This is a genomic window from Actinokineospora terrae, from assembly GCF_900111175.1.
In the GTDB taxonomy this organism is placed as follows: Bacteria; Actinomycetota; Actinomycetes; order Mycobacteriales; family Pseudonocardiaceae; genus Actinokineospora; species Actinokineospora terrae.
The window spans coordinates 411,990-425,460 of the sequence record NZ_FOGI01000005.1 but is presented as its reverse complement, the minus strand read 5'-3'; the positions used below and the strand labels follow the sequence as shown (position 1 = coordinate 425,460).

At 71.3% G+C, this 13,471-nt stretch carries 14 protein-coding genes; 7 read left to right on the top strand and 7 right to left on the bottom strand.

Going from position 1 to position 13,471, the window contains the following annotated elements; genetic code table 11:
• Positions 1-36 precede the first annotated feature (36 nt).
• Complete coding sequence (locus tag BMY07_RS13500) at positions 37-528, top strand: tetratricopeptide repeat protein (protein ID WP_092778098.1); 492 nt, start codon at positions 37-39, stop codon at positions 526-528.
• Positions 529-534: 6 nt separating this feature from the next.
• Here the strand turns inward: BMY07_RS13500 and BMY07_RS13495 are convergent, their stop codons facing one another.
• Positions 535-1,437, bottom strand: coding sequence for a DNA-3-methyladenine glycosylase family protein (locus tag BMY07_RS13495; RefSeq protein WP_092778096.1), 903 nt, complete (start codon positions 1,435-1,437; stop codon positions 535-537).
• Between the two features lie 74 nt (positions 1,438-1,511).
• Here BMY07_RS13495 and BMY07_RS13490 point away from each other — a divergent pair, with 74 nt between their 5' ends.
• Together BMY07_RS13490 and BMY07_RS13485 are read left to right on the top strand one after the other, a co-directional pair.
• Positions 1,512-2,621 carry a mannose-1-phosphate guanylyltransferase gene (locus tag BMY07_RS13490; RefSeq protein ID WP_218150659.1) on the top strand — a complete coding sequence of 370 codons (1,110 nt, stop codon included), beginning with the start codon at positions 1,512-1,514 and terminating at the stop codon, positions 2,619-2,621.
• Between the two features lie 132 nt (positions 2,622-2,753).
• Complete coding sequence (locus BMY07_RS13485) at positions 2,754-3,176, top strand: hypothetical protein (protein WP_092778094.1); 423 nt, start codon at positions 2,754-2,756, stop codon at positions 3,174-3,176.
• A 45-nt stretch (positions 3,177-3,221) separates the two neighbouring features.
• On the opposite strand, the gene BMY07_RS13480 is transcribed toward BMY07_RS13485, so the two are convergent.
• Positions 3,222-4,085, bottom strand: coding sequence for a glycosyltransferase family 2 protein (locus tag BMY07_RS13480; RefSeq protein WP_092778092.1), 864 nt, complete (start codon positions 4,083-4,085; stop codon positions 3,222-3,224).
• 399 nt (positions 4,086-4,484) lie between these two features.
• Here BMY07_RS13480 and BMY07_RS13475 point away from each other — a divergent pair, with 399 nt between their 5' ends.
• Positions 4,485-5,567, top strand: a complete 1,083-nt coding sequence (locus tag BMY07_RS13475) for a glycosyltransferase family 4 protein (RefSeq protein WP_177215563.1) — start codon at positions 4,485-4,487, stop codon at positions 5,565-5,567.
• 501 nt (positions 5,568-6,068) lie between these two features.
• Here the strand turns inward: BMY07_RS13475 and rfbD are convergent.
• On the bottom strand, positions 6,069-6,959 hold the full coding sequence (gene rfbD, locus BMY07_RS13470; RefSeq protein ID WP_092778379.1) for a dTDP-4-dehydrorhamnose reductase: 891 nt from the start codon (positions 6,957-6,959) through the stop codon (positions 6,069-6,071).
• 8 nt (positions 6,960-6,967) lie between these two features.
• Positions 6,968-7,960: a dTDP-glucose 4,6-dehydratase gene (gene rfbB / locus BMY07_RS13465; protein ID WP_092778090.1), complete on the bottom strand. Its 993-nt coding sequence runs from the start codon at positions 7,958-7,960 to the stop codon at positions 6,968-6,970.
• Between the two features lie 262 nt (positions 7,961-8,222).
• On the opposite strand from rfbB, the gene BMY07_RS13460 reads away from it, so the two are divergent.
• The 3 genes from BMY07_RS13460 to BMY07_RS13450 are packed head-to-tail and all read left to right on the top strand — an operon-like array spanning position 8,223 to position 11,313.
• Positions 8,223-9,800: an LCP family protein gene (locus tag BMY07_RS13460; RefSeq protein ID WP_245782357.1), complete on the top strand. Its 1,578-nt coding sequence runs from the start codon at positions 8,223-8,225 to the stop codon at positions 9,798-9,800.
• A 10-nt stretch (positions 9,801-9,810) separates the two neighbouring features.
• Positions 9,811-10,476: a TIGR03089 family protein gene (locus BMY07_RS13455; RefSeq protein WP_092778088.1), complete on the top strand. Its 666-nt coding sequence runs from the start codon at positions 9,811-9,813 to the stop codon at positions 10,474-10,476.
• A gap of 39 nt (positions 10,477-10,515) precedes the next feature.
• Entirely contained in the window at positions 10,516-11,313 is a 798-nt protein-coding gene (locus BMY07_RS13450; RefSeq protein ID WP_092778086.1) for an SDR family NAD(P)-dependent oxidoreductase, read from the top strand.
• On the opposite strand, the gene BMY07_RS13445 is transcribed toward BMY07_RS13450, so the two are convergent.
• The 3 genes from BMY07_RS13445 to BMY07_RS13435 form a co-directional block, all read right to left on the bottom strand.
• Positions 11,273-11,803 carry a DinB family protein gene (locus tag BMY07_RS13445; RefSeq protein WP_092778084.1) on the bottom strand — a complete coding sequence of 177 codons (531 nt, stop codon included), beginning with the start codon at positions 11,801-11,803 and terminating at the stop codon, positions 11,273-11,275. The two genes, BMY07_RS13450 and BMY07_RS13445, sit on opposite strands and share 41 nt — an antisense overlap.
• 94 nt (positions 11,804-11,897) lie before the next feature.
• The gene (locus BMY07_RS34305) at positions 11,898-12,062 is read right to left on the bottom strand and encodes a hypothetical protein (protein WP_177215562.1); all 165 of its coding nucleotides are present in this window, start codon (positions 12,060-12,062) and stop codon (positions 11,898-11,900) included.
• 197 nt (positions 12,063-12,259) lie between these two features.
• On the bottom strand, positions 12,260-13,426 hold the full coding sequence (locus BMY07_RS13435; RefSeq protein ID WP_092778080.1) for an acyl-CoA dehydrogenase family protein: 1,167 nt from the start codon (positions 13,424-13,426) through the stop codon (positions 12,260-12,262).
• Between the last annotated feature and the right edge of the window lie 45 nt (positions 13,427-13,471).

Genomic DNA, 13,471 nt, shown 5'->3' with positions numbered 1-13,471 from the left:
TCCCCTCCGGCACCGGCGGTTGCTACATTTCACCGCATGACCGAGGAATTCGCCTGGCTGTTCCGCTACGACGACCGCGGCGACATTCTGCTGGAGGCGGCGCACGCCAAGCGGCGCGCGGGCCAGCCGGTGGCGGCCATCGGGTTCCTCGACGACGCGATCGCGCTCGGCGGTGAGGACCGCGGTTTCGCCAGGGTCGCCCTCGCCGACCTGATGCTGGAGCTGGGCCGCGCCGACGAGGCCGAGCACCAGTTCGACCTGCTGCGCGACGAGCAGCCGATCTTCCCGGCGCCGTGCGAGCTGGCGGCGGAACTGCACGCGGCGCACGGCGACCACCCCTCGGCGCTGGAGTGGTATTCGCTGGCCATCGCGAACCTGCTGCCGCACGAATTGGCGGAACTCGACCGCGACGACGCGCACTCCAGCTACGCCAACAGCCTGCTCATGGCCCGGCACCGCACTCGGCGCGCGCTCGGTCTCGCGCACGACGATTGGGACAATTGCGCGCTGCTCGACTTGACGCGCTGAAATGCGTCACATGCCGCGGTAGTCCTTGACCGAGAGCCGCGGCCCGAACCGCGGTTTGCGGAATCCGCTGGCCTCGATGTAGCGGACGACCCGTTGCCGGTGCGGCGCGTACGGGGCGAGCAGGTCGAGCATGCCCCGGTCGTCGGTCTTGCGGCCCGCCAGCGCGTACCCGACGAGCGCCGGGATGTGGAAGTCGCCGACGCTGACCGCGTCCGGGTCGCCCCACGCGCGCTGCGCCACCTCGGCCGCGGTCCACACCCCGATGCCGGGCACCTTGCGCAGCAGCAGCCTGCCCGCCACCCCGCGCAGCTCGACCGCCCGCTCCAACCGGCCCGCGACCTGCGCGGCGGCGATGACGGCGCGCCTGCGGGCCGAGTCGACCCCGGCCCGGTGCCACTCCCAGTCGTGGATCCCCAGCACGGCGGCCGGGGTCGGCGGGGTGAACATCCCCTCCGGCGCGGGTCCCGGCGCGGGCTCGCCGAACCGCCTGGCCAGCTCGCGCCACGACCTGCGCGCCTCCTCGCCGGTGACCTTCTGCTCCAGGACCGCGGCCAGCAGCACGTCCCACACCCGGCCCGTGGCGCCGAGCCGGATGCCCGGTCCGCCGCGCCGGGCCTCGGCGATCAAGGGGTGCAGCGGCTCGAACCCGCTGTCGTCGTCGTCCGCGCCGAGCAGCGCGGGCACGCCGTCGAGCAGCACCTGCGCGCCGGGTCCCCACGCGGTGGCGCAGACCTCGCCCGACGCCCTGGTCAGCAGCACGGTCGCGGGGCCTTGCGCGGTGTTGGCGGCCAGCCACGCCCCCGACGCGTCCTGGCGGAAGGCGGGGTCACCCGAGCCGCGCCGCAGCGGCCGCAGGACCTGGGCCAGGTCGAGCGGGTAGCCGGGGCGCCAGGCGCGGGTGGACGTCATCACGGGGACCGTACCGGCCGGTTGGTTACAGTTGTCGCCACCGGACTCGTCCCCACCACCAAGGACACCTGCCAGTGACGCTGCCAGAACTCTTCGTAGTAGTTCCCGCGGGTGGGAGCGGGACCCGCCTGTGGCCGTTGTCGCGGGCGGGCAACCCCAAGTTCCTGCACGCGCTCACCGGCACCGACCGGTCGCTGCTGCAGGCGACGTTCGACCGGTTGACCCCGCTGGCCCCGCCGGAGCGGCTGCTGGTGGTCACCGGGACCGCGCACGCCGCCGGGGTCGCCCGGCAGCTGCCGGACCTGCCCGACAGCAACATCCTGGTGGAGCCGTTCGCGCGGGACTCGTGCGCGGCGATCGCGCTGGCCGCCGCGGTGATCGAGCGGCGCAGCCCCGGCGCGGTCATGGCGTCCTTCGCCGCGGACCACCTGATCACCGACACCGACGAGTTCGAGCGGACCGTCGAGCAGGCGGTCGCCGGTGCCCGCGAGGGCTACCTGATGACCATCGGCATCACCCCGACCAGGCCGGAGACCGGCTACGGCTACCTGCGGCTGAGCGCGCAGGCCGAGCGCGGGCAGCTCCAGCCGGTGCTGGAGTTCAAGGAGAAGCCGTCGCTGGAGGTGGCCAGCCGGTACGTCGAGTCCGGGGCGTACCTGTGGAACGCCAGCATGTTCGTGTGGCGGACGGACCTGTTCCTGGCCGAGCTGGCCGCGCGCAGGCCGGACGTGGCCGAGCCGATCGCGGCGATCGCGGCGGCGTGGGACACCGACCGGCAGGAGGACGTGCTCGCCGAGCTGTGGCCGACGGTGCCCAAGGTGGCCGTCGAGTACGCGGTGATGGAACCCGCCGCGGAGGAGGGCAAGGTCGCGACCGTGCCCGGTGACTTCGGCTGGAGCGACATCGGCGACTTCGAGACCGTGGTCCGCCTGCTCGGCACCGACGTCGGCCAGGGCGGCCGCTCGTTCTCCCCCGCCGCGCCGCAGAGCAGGGCCGTGGTGGTCGACGGCGCGGACGTGATCGTGGTGCCCAACAGCGGTCGGCTGGTGGCGACGCTGGGCGTGCGGGACCTGATCGTGGTCGACACCGACGACGCGGTGCTGGTGTGCGACCGGGACCGGGCGCAGGACATCAAGCGGCTCACCGAGATCCTGCGCGAGCACGGCGACGCCGACTACCTGTGAATCCGGCTCGGATCCCGGGGGGATCGGCCTGGGTCGATGACGCGGCGTGCCGGGCGGGATACTCTGACGGGGTTGCAGGAGAAGTACAGCAGCACCGAGCACCACTGGCAGCGACGCAGGAGAGGCCGCCACATGGACCCCCGTGACCGGGCCGATGCCATCCTGGCGCGGGCCCGCGCGCGCGGCGCCTACGTCGTCACCCCGGACAGCGCCATCTCCCCGATGGACGCGTCCGCGACGCTGCAGATCCCGCGGGCGGTGGTCGCCGCGATCGACGCGGAGGACCCGGACATCACCGCGGTCTTCCCCGCCGGGGTGTTCCCGCCGAACACCTTCCCGCCGGACGACGGCCGCGGGCCGACCGAGGAACTGCCCGCCATAGCCCAGGAAGCGGCCACCCAGTCGGTGGCAGCCCCGCCCCGGCCGGGTGAGCGGCCGCCGCGGCCGTACCCGGTGCAGCGGCCGCTGCCGGTCGACGGCCTGGTGCCGACCTCACGGCCGCAGCAGCACCAGGGCCGCCCGTCGTTGTCGCAGCGGCTCGACGGCGACAACTGAGCGGCCCCGCCCGACCCGAGAACCCCGCTTGTCCGAAGTGGACGGTCAGCGGGTCTCCAGGCGCAGCCGCACGGCCAGTCCGGCCCTGATCGCCACCCGCAGCGGCGCCCACGCCGGGCCGCGGTGCCGGTCGGCGATGAACCGGTAGGCGCTGTCGTGGTGGGCGACCAGCATCTTCTCCGACACCTTGGCGGTCGAGACACCCTGGATGTGCATGACGCTCGCGGAGGGCACGTACACGTTCTGCCAGCCCGCCTGGCCGAGGCGCTCGCCGAGGTCGACGTCCTCGAAGTACATGAAGTAGCGGGTGTCGAACCCGTCCACCGAGTCGAACGCGGCGCGGCGCAGCAGCAGGCAGGAACCGGACAACCAGCCCGCTTCCCGCTCGCGCACGTCGGTGGCGGACTGCTTGTAGGCGCGGGTCCACGGGTTGGCAGGCCAGACCTTGCCGAGCAGGCCGTGGCCGATGCCCTTGCCCAGCGAGGGCACCTCGCGCGCCGACGGGTACACCGCGCCGTCCCGCTCGGTGATCAGCGGGCCGAACGCGCCGCCCCGCGGCCAGCGCTCGGCGGCGGCGAGCAGGTCGTCGAGCGAGCCGGGCGCCCACTCCAGGTCGGGGTTGGCCACCACGACCCAGCCGAACTCGGGGCCGAGCGCGGCGACACCGCGGTTGGCGCCGCCGCCGTAGCCGAGGTTGCCCCCGGTGCGGACCAGCTCCACGTGGTCGTGGGCGGCCGCGGCGGCCTCGGGGGCGCCGTCGACCGAGCCGTTGTCGGCGAGCACGACCCGCACGTCGCGGCTGGTGGCGGCGGCGAGGGTCTGGACGAACCGCTCCAGGGTGTCGCCGGGCGAGTAGGTCACGGTCACCACGGCGAGCCGGTCGCCGTAGGCGGTGGGTTCAGCGGTCACGACCCGGTATTGTGCCCGACCCGGCCGGTGCGCCCCCGCTCACCCAGCGCAGCGGCGCCGAGCCACCGACTCCCCCTCGAACGGGTGAACTTCCGACGGCCGCCACGCTCCACTCTGGACATATCCGTCCGGTGTGAGCCAACCGGACGCGACCGGTTGGGGCGATCGGGTCAGCGCGCGGCCGTGCGCGTGCGGGTGCCCGTGCGCGCACGGCGTTTCGCGCGGTTGAGCGCCCATCACGCGCTGCGATGAGGCACGCTATGGCGGAGGTGGCACCGCGGCCACACCCCGCCGGAGGGCGGCAGCACGGCGAGGAGGCACGGTTGGCCCAGCGCACCCGGGCAGACCCCGCGCGTGGACCGGGCGCCGTGACCGCGCGCGAGACAGGGGGACGTCCGCATGCCTAAGCCGATCCGGGTGTTGATCGACGGCACGCCACTGCTCGGCAACCGCACCGGCATCGGCCGCTACACCGCGGCACTGGCCGAGGAGCTCGCCTCGTCGTCCCATGTGGACATGCGCGCGGTCGCCTTCACCCTGCGCGGCTGGCGGGCCCTGCGCCGCGTCCTGCCGCACGGGGTCCGGGCCCGGGGCATCCCGTCCCCGGCAGGCCTGCTGCGGGCGGCCTGGCTGCGGGCCCCGTACCCGCCGGTCGAGCTGTTCGCGGGCCTCACCGATGTCGTGCACGGCACCAACTTCGTCCTCCCCGCGACCTTCCGCGCCTGCGGCGTGCTGACCGTCCACAACCTCAGCTTCCTGGACTACCCGGAAGAACTCTCGCGTTTCGACACCACCCTGCCGGAACTGGTCCGCGTCTCCGCCCACCGGGCCGGTGTCATCTGCACCCCGTCCACAGCAGTGGCCGACCTGGTCGTCTCCCGCCTGGGGGTGCCGGAGGACAAGGTCCGCGTAACCCCCCTCGGCGTCGACCCCGCCTGGTTCACCGCCCGGCCCCCTAATCCGGACCTCGCTCGGCGGCTCAATCTGCCCAGCGAGTATCTGCTGTATGTGGGTTCCGCTGGTCCGCGCAAGGCCCTTGACTGGCTCATCAAGGCTCACGCGAACACGCCGTCGTTGCCGCCGTTGGTGTTGGTGGGGCCCGGGCACACGGCTTCCGGTGGTCGGGTGCGGACAACGGGGTATGTGTCGGAGGCCGACTTGCGCAGCGTGATGGCGGGGGCTTCGGCGCTTGCGCTGCCCTCGCGGGATGAGGGGTTCGGGCTTCCGGTCATCGAGGCGATGGCTTGTGATGTGCCGGTGGTGTGCACTGATGTACCGGCGCTTCGGGAGGTTTCAGGGGGGCACGCTCATTTGGTGCCGTTCGGGGAGATTGACGCTATTGCTGCGGCGTTGGTCGAGGCTTTGGAGAAGCCCCTGACGGCAGGGACCATCAGTGAGCGGCGGGCTCATGCGGCTACGCATACTTGGCGGCGGTGTGCCGAGTTGACGGTGTCGGCTTATCGGGCGGCTGCTGGGCGGTGAGGCTGCGGCTTTGCCGAGGTCATGGTGAGTTGTCCACAGGGTTGTGGATCGCTCTGCCCGGTTTATCCGCGCGCGGCGGTAAGCTGTATATCGGGGGGTGCTTTGGGCGGTTTGATCTTGAGCTGGGGACTGGCGGCTCTCGAACTCGGCTGCGCCATCGACGACTAGACCTCGCCTGCGGCATTGGCCTGGGCGCGAGTTACGAGCTGTGCTCGATGCGGCGAACTTGTTTTGCGCGGGGCCCCTGAACCACCCGTGGCAGGACCGCAAAGCAGGGGCCGAAAAGCATGGCCCTGTCCGCGAACGACGCTACGGGCAGTCCTCCCCCACACAAAACAAGTCCGCCCCATCGAGCCGGCTTGGCACCAGCGACTCCGAGGAGCGTTCTAGGGCCAACGTTGTAGAGGGGCGCTTGTCGGCCAACACTGTTCGGGGGCGCGTGGTTGGCCAACGCCCGAGAGGGCAGGGTGGGGGTCAACGTTGTTGGCCCCTGTTCAAGTTCTACTGGGCTCGGAATTCGTTGCCCTGGCGGGAGAAGGCCTCGCGGAGGGCCTCGCGCCAGTCGCGCAAGGGGGTTAGGCCGGCTTCTGCCCAGGCGGTGCTGGAGAGGACTGAGTAGGCGGGGCGGCGGGCTGGGAGGGGGTAGTCCTCGGTTCCGCAAGACTTCACGCGGCTGGGGTCGGCTCCCAGTTCTTCGAAGATGGCGCGGGCGAAGCCCGCCCAGGTTACCGAGTTGGCGGCTGTGGCGTGGAGTACCCGCGAGGTGGGGCCGGATCCCCCGGAGATCCGGGTGGCCAGTTCCACCAGGCCGCGAGCCAGGTCGAAAGTCCACGTGGGACTTCCGACCTGGTCGTCCACAACGGACAATGTGTCCCGGGAGGATTCCAAGCGGGCCATGGTCTTGACGAAGTTCTTGCCCCAGGCCCCGTACACCCACGAGGTGCGCACGACCCACGCGTCCGCGCCGGAGCCCAGTACCGCGTCCTCCCCGGCGAGTTTGGTCAGTCCGTAGATCGACCGGGGTCCCGGTGGGGAGTCCACTTCGTACGGTTCGGTGGCGTCGCCGGGGAAGACGTAGTCCGTGGAGACGTGGATCAGGGGGACGCCGCGCGATGAGCAGACCGCTGCCAGGACTCGGGGGCCGTCGGCGTTGATCGCGAAGGCTCGGGATTGGTCGGTCTCGGCCTTGTCGACCGCCGTGTACGCGGCGGCGTTGACGACCACCGCGCGTTTGCCCGCGAGGGCGGAGACCGCCTCGATGACCGAGCCCGCACTGGTGATGTCGAGCTCGGTCGACCCCGGGGCGATGACTTCCACGCCGTCGGTGGTGAGGGCGGCGAGTTCGCGGCCGAGCTGGCCGGTGCCGCCGGGTACGAGGAGGACGAGGGACACGGTGGTGGTCAGCTCCCGGGTAGCGCGGCGCGGTTCTTCAGCGGTTCCCACCACGCTCTGTTGTCCCGGTACCACGCGACGGTGGCGGCCAGGCCGTCCTCGAAGGACACCCGGGGCTGGTAGCCGAGTTCGGTGGCGATCTTGGTGATGTCGACCGAGTAGCGGCGGTCGTGGGCCTTGCGGTCGATCACCGGCTGGACGAACGACTCGTCGGTGCCGGTGGCGGCGAGCAGCAGGCTGGTCAGCTCGCGGTTGTTGAGCTCGGTGCCGCCGCCGATGTTGTAGATCTCGCCAGCGCGGCCGCCGTCGGCGACGAGTTGGATGCCGTGGCAGTGGTCGTCGACGTGCAGCCAGTCGCGCACGTTGAGGCCGTCGCCGTAGAGCGGGACCTTCTCGCCGTCCATCAGGTTGGTGGTGAACAGCGGGATCACCTTCTCGGGGAACTGGTACGGCCCGTAGTTGTTCGAGCACCGGGTGACGCACACCGCCAGCCCGTGCGTGCGGGCGTACGACCGCGCGATCAGGTCGGAGGACGCCTTGGACGCCGAGTACGGCGAGTTCGGCTCGAGCAGGTGCTCCTCGGTCCAGGAGCCCTCATCGATCGAGCCGTACACCTCGTCGGTCGAGACGTGCACGAACCGGCCGACCCCGGCGTCGACCGCGGCCTGCAGCAACGTCTGGGTGCCGACCACGTTGGTCAGCACGAAGTCGGCCGCGCCGAGGATCGAGCGGTCCACGTGGGACTCGGCGGCGAAGTGCACCACCAGGTCGACCCCGGCCATGGTGGCCTTGACCAGGTCCGCGTCGCAGATGTCGCCCTCGACGAAGCGCAGCCGCCCGCTGTCGGCCACCGGGTCGAGGTTGGCCCGGTTACCGGCGTAGGTCAGCTTGTCGAGCACCACCACCTCGGCGTCGGCGAGCGACGGGTACGCCCCGCTCAGCGCCTGCCGCACGTAATGCGACCCGATGAAGCCCGCCCCGCCTGTCACCAGCACCCGCATGAAATCCCACCGTCCTCACACCCCGCGCGGACTCGCCGCGAGAAGTCTTCCACGTCTCACCCCTGACGCAGTAAACGTCGACGCTCACCGATCCGTGTTACCGGTGACGACGCTGACTGCCACTCCACACGGAGGTGGGTAACCTGGTTCCGTCAGGTCAGACCGGGGAGGAGCGTGCGTGGGCGAGCGTGCGCGCGGAGTGGTCGAAGACGAGCACGGGGGTGACTTACCCGTGCCACGTCGGCCGTCGCTGTTTCTGCGGGTGAGCACCATCGCGGTGCGCGCCGTGGTGACCGCCGTGTCCGTCGCCGTGGTCGCGGCCTTCGGCTACGGCTGGTGGGCCTTCAGCGGCCTCGACGACAACGTCGCCACCACCGATGTCATCGACGTGCAGGCCGACGACCCGGCGACCGGGCGGTCGAGCACCGACCGGCTCGACACCGCGACCGACATCCTGCTGGTCGGCATCGACAGCCGCACCGACGCCTTCGGCAACCCGCTGCCGAAGGAGGTCCTGGCCATGCTCAACGGCGGCAAGGCCGACGGCGAGCGCAACACCGACACGATGATCCTGGTGCACATCCCCGCTGGCGGGAAGCGGGCGGTGGCGTTCTCCTTCCCGCGCGACTCGTGGGTCGACATCGGCGGCGGCTTCGGCAAGCACAAGCTCAACTCGGCGTTCGTCTACGCCTACAACGACACCCGCAAGACGCTGCTGGAGCAGGGCGTCAGCGACCCGAAGGAGCTCGAGGCCAAGGCCGTCGTGGCAGGCAGGAAGAACCTGATCTCCACGATCGAGCGGTTGATCGGCAAGGCGGTCACCATCGACCGGTACGCCGAGGTCAACCTGGCCAGCTTCTACGAGGTCACCAAGGCCGTCGGCGGCGTCGAGGTGTGCCTGAACAACGCCGTGGACGAGCCCAAGTCCGGTGCCCGCTTCCCGGCCGGGCGGCAGACCATCTCCGGGGCGGCCGCGCTGTCGTTCGTGCGGCAGCGCTACGCACTGCCCAACGGCGACCTCGACCGGATCGTGCGGCAGCAGACCTTCCTCGGCGCGCTGGCCAACAAGGTCCTCTCCGCCGACCTGCTCACCAACCCGGCCAGGGCCAGGGACCTGGTGACCGCGGTGCAGAAGTCGGTCGTGCTGTCGTCGAACTGGAACCTGTCCCGCTTCGCCGCCCAGATGCAGGGCCTGAGCAGCGGGAACATCGAGTTCCGGACCATCCCCACCCAGGGCGACGCCAGGATCGGCGGCGCCGATGTGATCAAGGTCGACCCGGAGCAGGTCGCGGCCACCGTCAAGCAGGTCATCGACCAGGCCGACGGGGTGGCGAGCAGGCCGAGCAGCCCACCGGCGGGCACATCCGGGGGCGGCGCGGCGCCGCTGGTGCCGACCACGACCACGCCGTCCGGGTCGATCACGGTCGACGTGCGCAACGGGTCCACCACCAAGGGCCTCGCCACGACCGTGCTCGACCGGCTCGCGGGTCACGGCTTCCTGCGCGGGCAGGTCGGCGACGCGGCGGTGCAGCGCGGCTCGGTGATCCGGTACGCCTCGGGTGAGCTGGCGAAGGCCAACGCGGTCGCCAGCACCCTGCCCGGCGCGGCGTTCACCTTCACCGAGGACGGCACGCTCGACACCGGGCACGTGCGGGTCGTGCTGGGCACCACGTACCTGACCGGGGACTCGGTGCTGAACCTGACGCCGACCACGACCACCACCACGGCCCCGCCGACGACGTCGACCTCGGGCGCGACCAGGACCACGCAGCCGACCCGGTCGGGCACGGTCGTCGACGGACCCACGGTGGCGGCGGGCAACCTCAAGTGCGTCAACTAGGTTCGACCGGGTGAGCCTCACCGAGACCCTCCTGCGCCCGCTGCGCGCCTCGTCGGCGAAACCGCTGATCACCCACTACGACGACGCCGCGGGCACGCGGGTCGAGCTGTCAGTCGCGACCACCGCGAACTGGGCGGCGAAAACCGCGAACTGGCTGGTCGAGGAGCACGACGTCGAACCGGGCACCCCGGTCGCGGTGCGGCTGCCCGCGCACTGGCAGACCGCCGGGGTCCTGCTCGGCGCCTGGTGGGCTGGCGCGCACGTGGTCGCCGACGGCCCGGCGGCAGTGACCTTCGTCGCACCCGGGGAGTCCGCGGGCGGCCTCACCGCCGCCGTGTCGCTGGACCCGATGGGCCGCGACCTGGGCGGGTCGTCCGGCGGCGTGCTCGACTTCGTCGGCGAGGCCCGGCTCTTCGGCGACGACTACTTCGGCGCGCCGGTGCCGGGGTCGACGCCCGCGCTGGCCGGGCTGACGGTCGACGAGGTGCTGGCGCGGGCGGCCGGGCTGGCGGCGGGGGCGCGGGTGCTGTCGACTCGCGAGTGGACGGTGCCGGACGGGGTGCTGGCCGCCCTGGTGGCGCCGCTGCTGGCAGGCGGGTCGGTGGTGCAGGTGAGCAACCCGGCGCGGGTCGACGCGCACCGGCAGGCCGAGCGGACCACTGTGGACCTGACCTGACCTGATGTGTGGGGACCTGAGTCGTGGGGAGCTGTCCTGATGCGGTCGTTCGCGGGGAAGGTCGCCGTCGTCACCGGGGCGGCGTCGGGGATCGGGCGGTCGCTGGTGGCGGCCCTGGTCGCCGAGGGGGCGCGGGTGGCGGCCTCGGACGTCGACGAGGTCGAGGCGTCCGACGCCGTGCGGGCGTACCGGGTGGACGTGGCCGACCGGGACGCGGTGTACGCGCACGCCGACCAGGTGGTCGCCGACCTGGGGCGGGTCGACCTGGTGGTCAACAACGCCGGGGTGGCGCTCCAGGGGACCGTCGCCCAGATGAGTGACGACGACCTGAGGTGGGTGATGGACATCGACTTCTGGGGCGTCGTGCACGGGTCGCGGGCGTTCCTGCCGCACCTGGTGGCCTCGCGCGGGCACCTGGTGAACATCTCCAGCGTGTTCGGGCTGATCGGGGTGCCCACGCAGAGCGCCTACAACGCGGCCAAGTTCGCCGTCCGCGGCTTCACCGAGGCGCTGCGGCAGGAGCAGTCGGGAGTCGTAGGCGTCACCTGCGTGCACCCCGGTGGTATCAAGACCGCGATCGCCCGCAACGCGCGGACGTCCGACCCGGCCGAGAAAGAATCCTTCGGACGCTCCCTCGACCGGGTAGCACTAACTTCCCCAGACCGCGCTGCCCGCGTCATCTTGGACGGGGTGCGCCGTGATCGCGCACGCGTCCTGATCGGCCCTGACGCTTACGTCATCGACCTGCTGCCGCGCGTGCTCGGCTCCTGGTACCAGCCGCTGGTCCGCAGGGTGTTCAGCCCATCGTCTTCTGGCCGTCGAGGCTCTCGCGGATGATGTCGGCGTGCCCGGCGTGCTGCGCGGTCTCGGCGATGATGTGCAGCAGCACCCGCCGCACCGACCGCACGGCCCCGGCCTCGAACCACGGCGCGGTGGGCAGCGGGTAGGACTTGTCGAGATCGGCGGTCTTGATCAGCTCGTCGGTCTTGGCGGCGACGGCGGCGTAGTTGTCGAGGTGCGCCTGGATGGACTCGGTCGGGTTCATCCGGTGCTCGTCCTCCCAGTCCAGCGCGACGCTCTCCATCTCCTCGGCGCCCCCGACCATGAACCGGTACCAGGCCGCCTCGGTCGCGGCGACGTGCTTGATCAGGCCGCCGACGGTGAGCGCGCTGGCCGTCGTCCGCTGCCCCGCCTGCTCGTCGGTGAGGCCCTGCGCGGTGTAGCGCAGGAACCCCCGGTGCACGGCCAGGGTCTGCAGCAGGTCCGCCCGCTCGGGGTCGATGTCGGTGGCGGTCGGCGCGAGCGAGAGGTCAAGCGGGCTGCTCATGGTGCGTCCTTCGGTGGTCTTTCGCGGCTTCGTTGCGGACAACACTAGGACCACTTGCGGACAGCTCCAGTCCTCAACCGCGCACCCGATCCAACTACTTTTCGCCGCCCTCGCTGTCACTCTCCGCAGCCTCCTCCTTGAGCAGATCGCCCCGCCACCACCAGTAGGTCATCAGCGGGCTCAGCACCACCATCACCACCCCACCCACCACAACCCAGACATCAAACCCCCGTGTCACCGCCGACAACACCACCAACACCGCCGCGAACCCCGCAGCCGCACACACATCCCGACGCCCGTGCCGCGTCCCTACCAACCACCTGGGGAAGGACGGCACCTTCTCCCGCTCACCAGACTCCACAGTGATCAACCTGCCACACCGACCACCCGGAAAAACCCAAACGACGCAAAAGCGGCCCGACCACCAGGATCGGACCGCCTCCACAGACCTGCGCACTACCCCTTGAGCAGAGCCCGCGCCATCACCAACCGCTGGATCTGGTTGGTGCCCTCGTAGATCTGGGTGATCTTGGCGTCGCGCATCATGCGTTCGACCGGGAAGTCGCGGGTGTAGCCGGCGCCGCCGAAGAGTTGGACGGCGTCGGTGGTGACCTCCATGGCGGTGTCGGAGGCGAAGGTCTTGGCGGCGCTGGAGGCGAAGGAGCCGCCGGGTTCGCCGCGTTCGACCTTGGCGGCGGCGGCGTAGACCAGGTGGCGGGCGGCCTCGACCTTCATGGCCATGTCGGCGAGCATGAACTGGACGCCCTGGAACTCGGCGATGGTCTTGCCGAACTGCTTGCGGTCCTTGACGTAGGCGACCGCGGCGTCGAGGGCGCCCTGGGCGATGCCGAGGGCCTGCGCGCCGATGGAGTGCCGGGTGTGGTCGAGGGTGCGCAGCGCCAGCCGCAGGCCCTGGCCGGGTTCGCCGATGATGCGGTCGGCGGGGATCTCGCAGTTCTCGAAGTAGATCTCGCGGGTCGGCGAGCCCTTGATGCCGAGCTTGCGCTCCTTGGGGCCGACCACGAAGCCGGGGTCGTCCTTGTGCACCATGAACGCCGAGATGCCGTCGGCGGGCTTCGCGGCGTCCGGGTTGGACACCGCCATCACCGTGTACCAGCTGGACTCGCCCGCGTTGGTGATCCAGCACTTGGTGCCGTTGAGCACCCAGGTCTCGCCCTCCTGCCGCGCCCTGGTCCGCATGGACGCGGTGTCGGAGCCCGCTTCCCGCTCGGACAGCGCGTACGAGGCCATCTCGCCGTTGGCGATGGCGGGCAGCACCTGCTGCTTGAGCGCCTCGGAGCCGCCCAGGATGAGGTTCATCGTGCCGAGCTTGTTGACCGCCGGGATCAGCGACGACGACCCGCAGACCCTGGCGACCTCCTCGATGACGATGTTGGTCGCCACCGAGTCGGCGCCCTGCCCGTCGTAGGCCTCGGCGATGTGCGGTGCGGCGAACCCGGCCTTGTTCAGCGCGGTGAGGGCCTCGACCGGGAACCGCTCGTTCTCGTCCACCTCGACCGCGTGCGGCGCGATCTCCTTCTCGGCGAGGTCGCGCACGGCCTCGCGCAGCGCGTTGTGCTCGTCGCCGAGCTGGTAGAGCCCGTAGCCCGCGTCCACGTCCATTACCTCCCGGTAGGCCTGCGTCGGACCCCGATGTTAGTACTCGTT

What these genes read in the sequence shown, in the direction of transcription:
- BMY07_RS13445 (WP_092778084.1), bottom strand. Translation starts at nt 11,803, where the DNA reads ATGAGCAGCCCGCTTGACCTCTCGCTCGCGCCGACCGCCACCGACATC.
- BMY07_RS13450 (WP_092778086.1), top strand. Translation starts at nt 10,516, where the DNA reads ATGCGGTCGTTCGCGGGGAAGGTCGCCGTCGTCACCGGGGCGGCGTCG.
- BMY07_RS13485 (WP_092778094.1), top strand. Translation starts at nt 2,754, where the DNA reads ATGGACCCCCGTGACCGGGCCGATGCCATCCTGGCGCGGGCCCGCGCG.
- BMY07_RS13435 (WP_092778080.1), bottom strand. Translation starts at nt 13,426, where the DNA reads ATGGACGTGGACGCGGGCTACGGGCTCTACCAGCTCGGCGACGAGCAC.
- BMY07_RS13475 (WP_177215563.1), top strand. Translation starts at nt 4,485, where the DNA reads ATGCCTAAGCCGATCCGGGTGTTGATCGACGGCACGCCACTGCTCGGC.
- rfbB (WP_092778090.1), bottom strand. Translation starts at nt 7,960, where the DNA reads ATGCGGGTGCTGGTGACAGGCGGGGCGGGCTTCATCGGGTCGCATTAC.
- BMY07_RS13500 (WP_092778098.1), top strand. Translation starts at nt 37, where the DNA reads ATGACCGAGGAATTCGCCTGGCTGTTCCGCTACGACGACCGCGGCGAC.
- BMY07_RS13495 (WP_092778096.1), bottom strand. Translation starts at nt 1,437, where the DNA reads ATGACGTCCACCCGCGCCTGGCGCCCCGGCTACCCGCTCGACCTGGCC.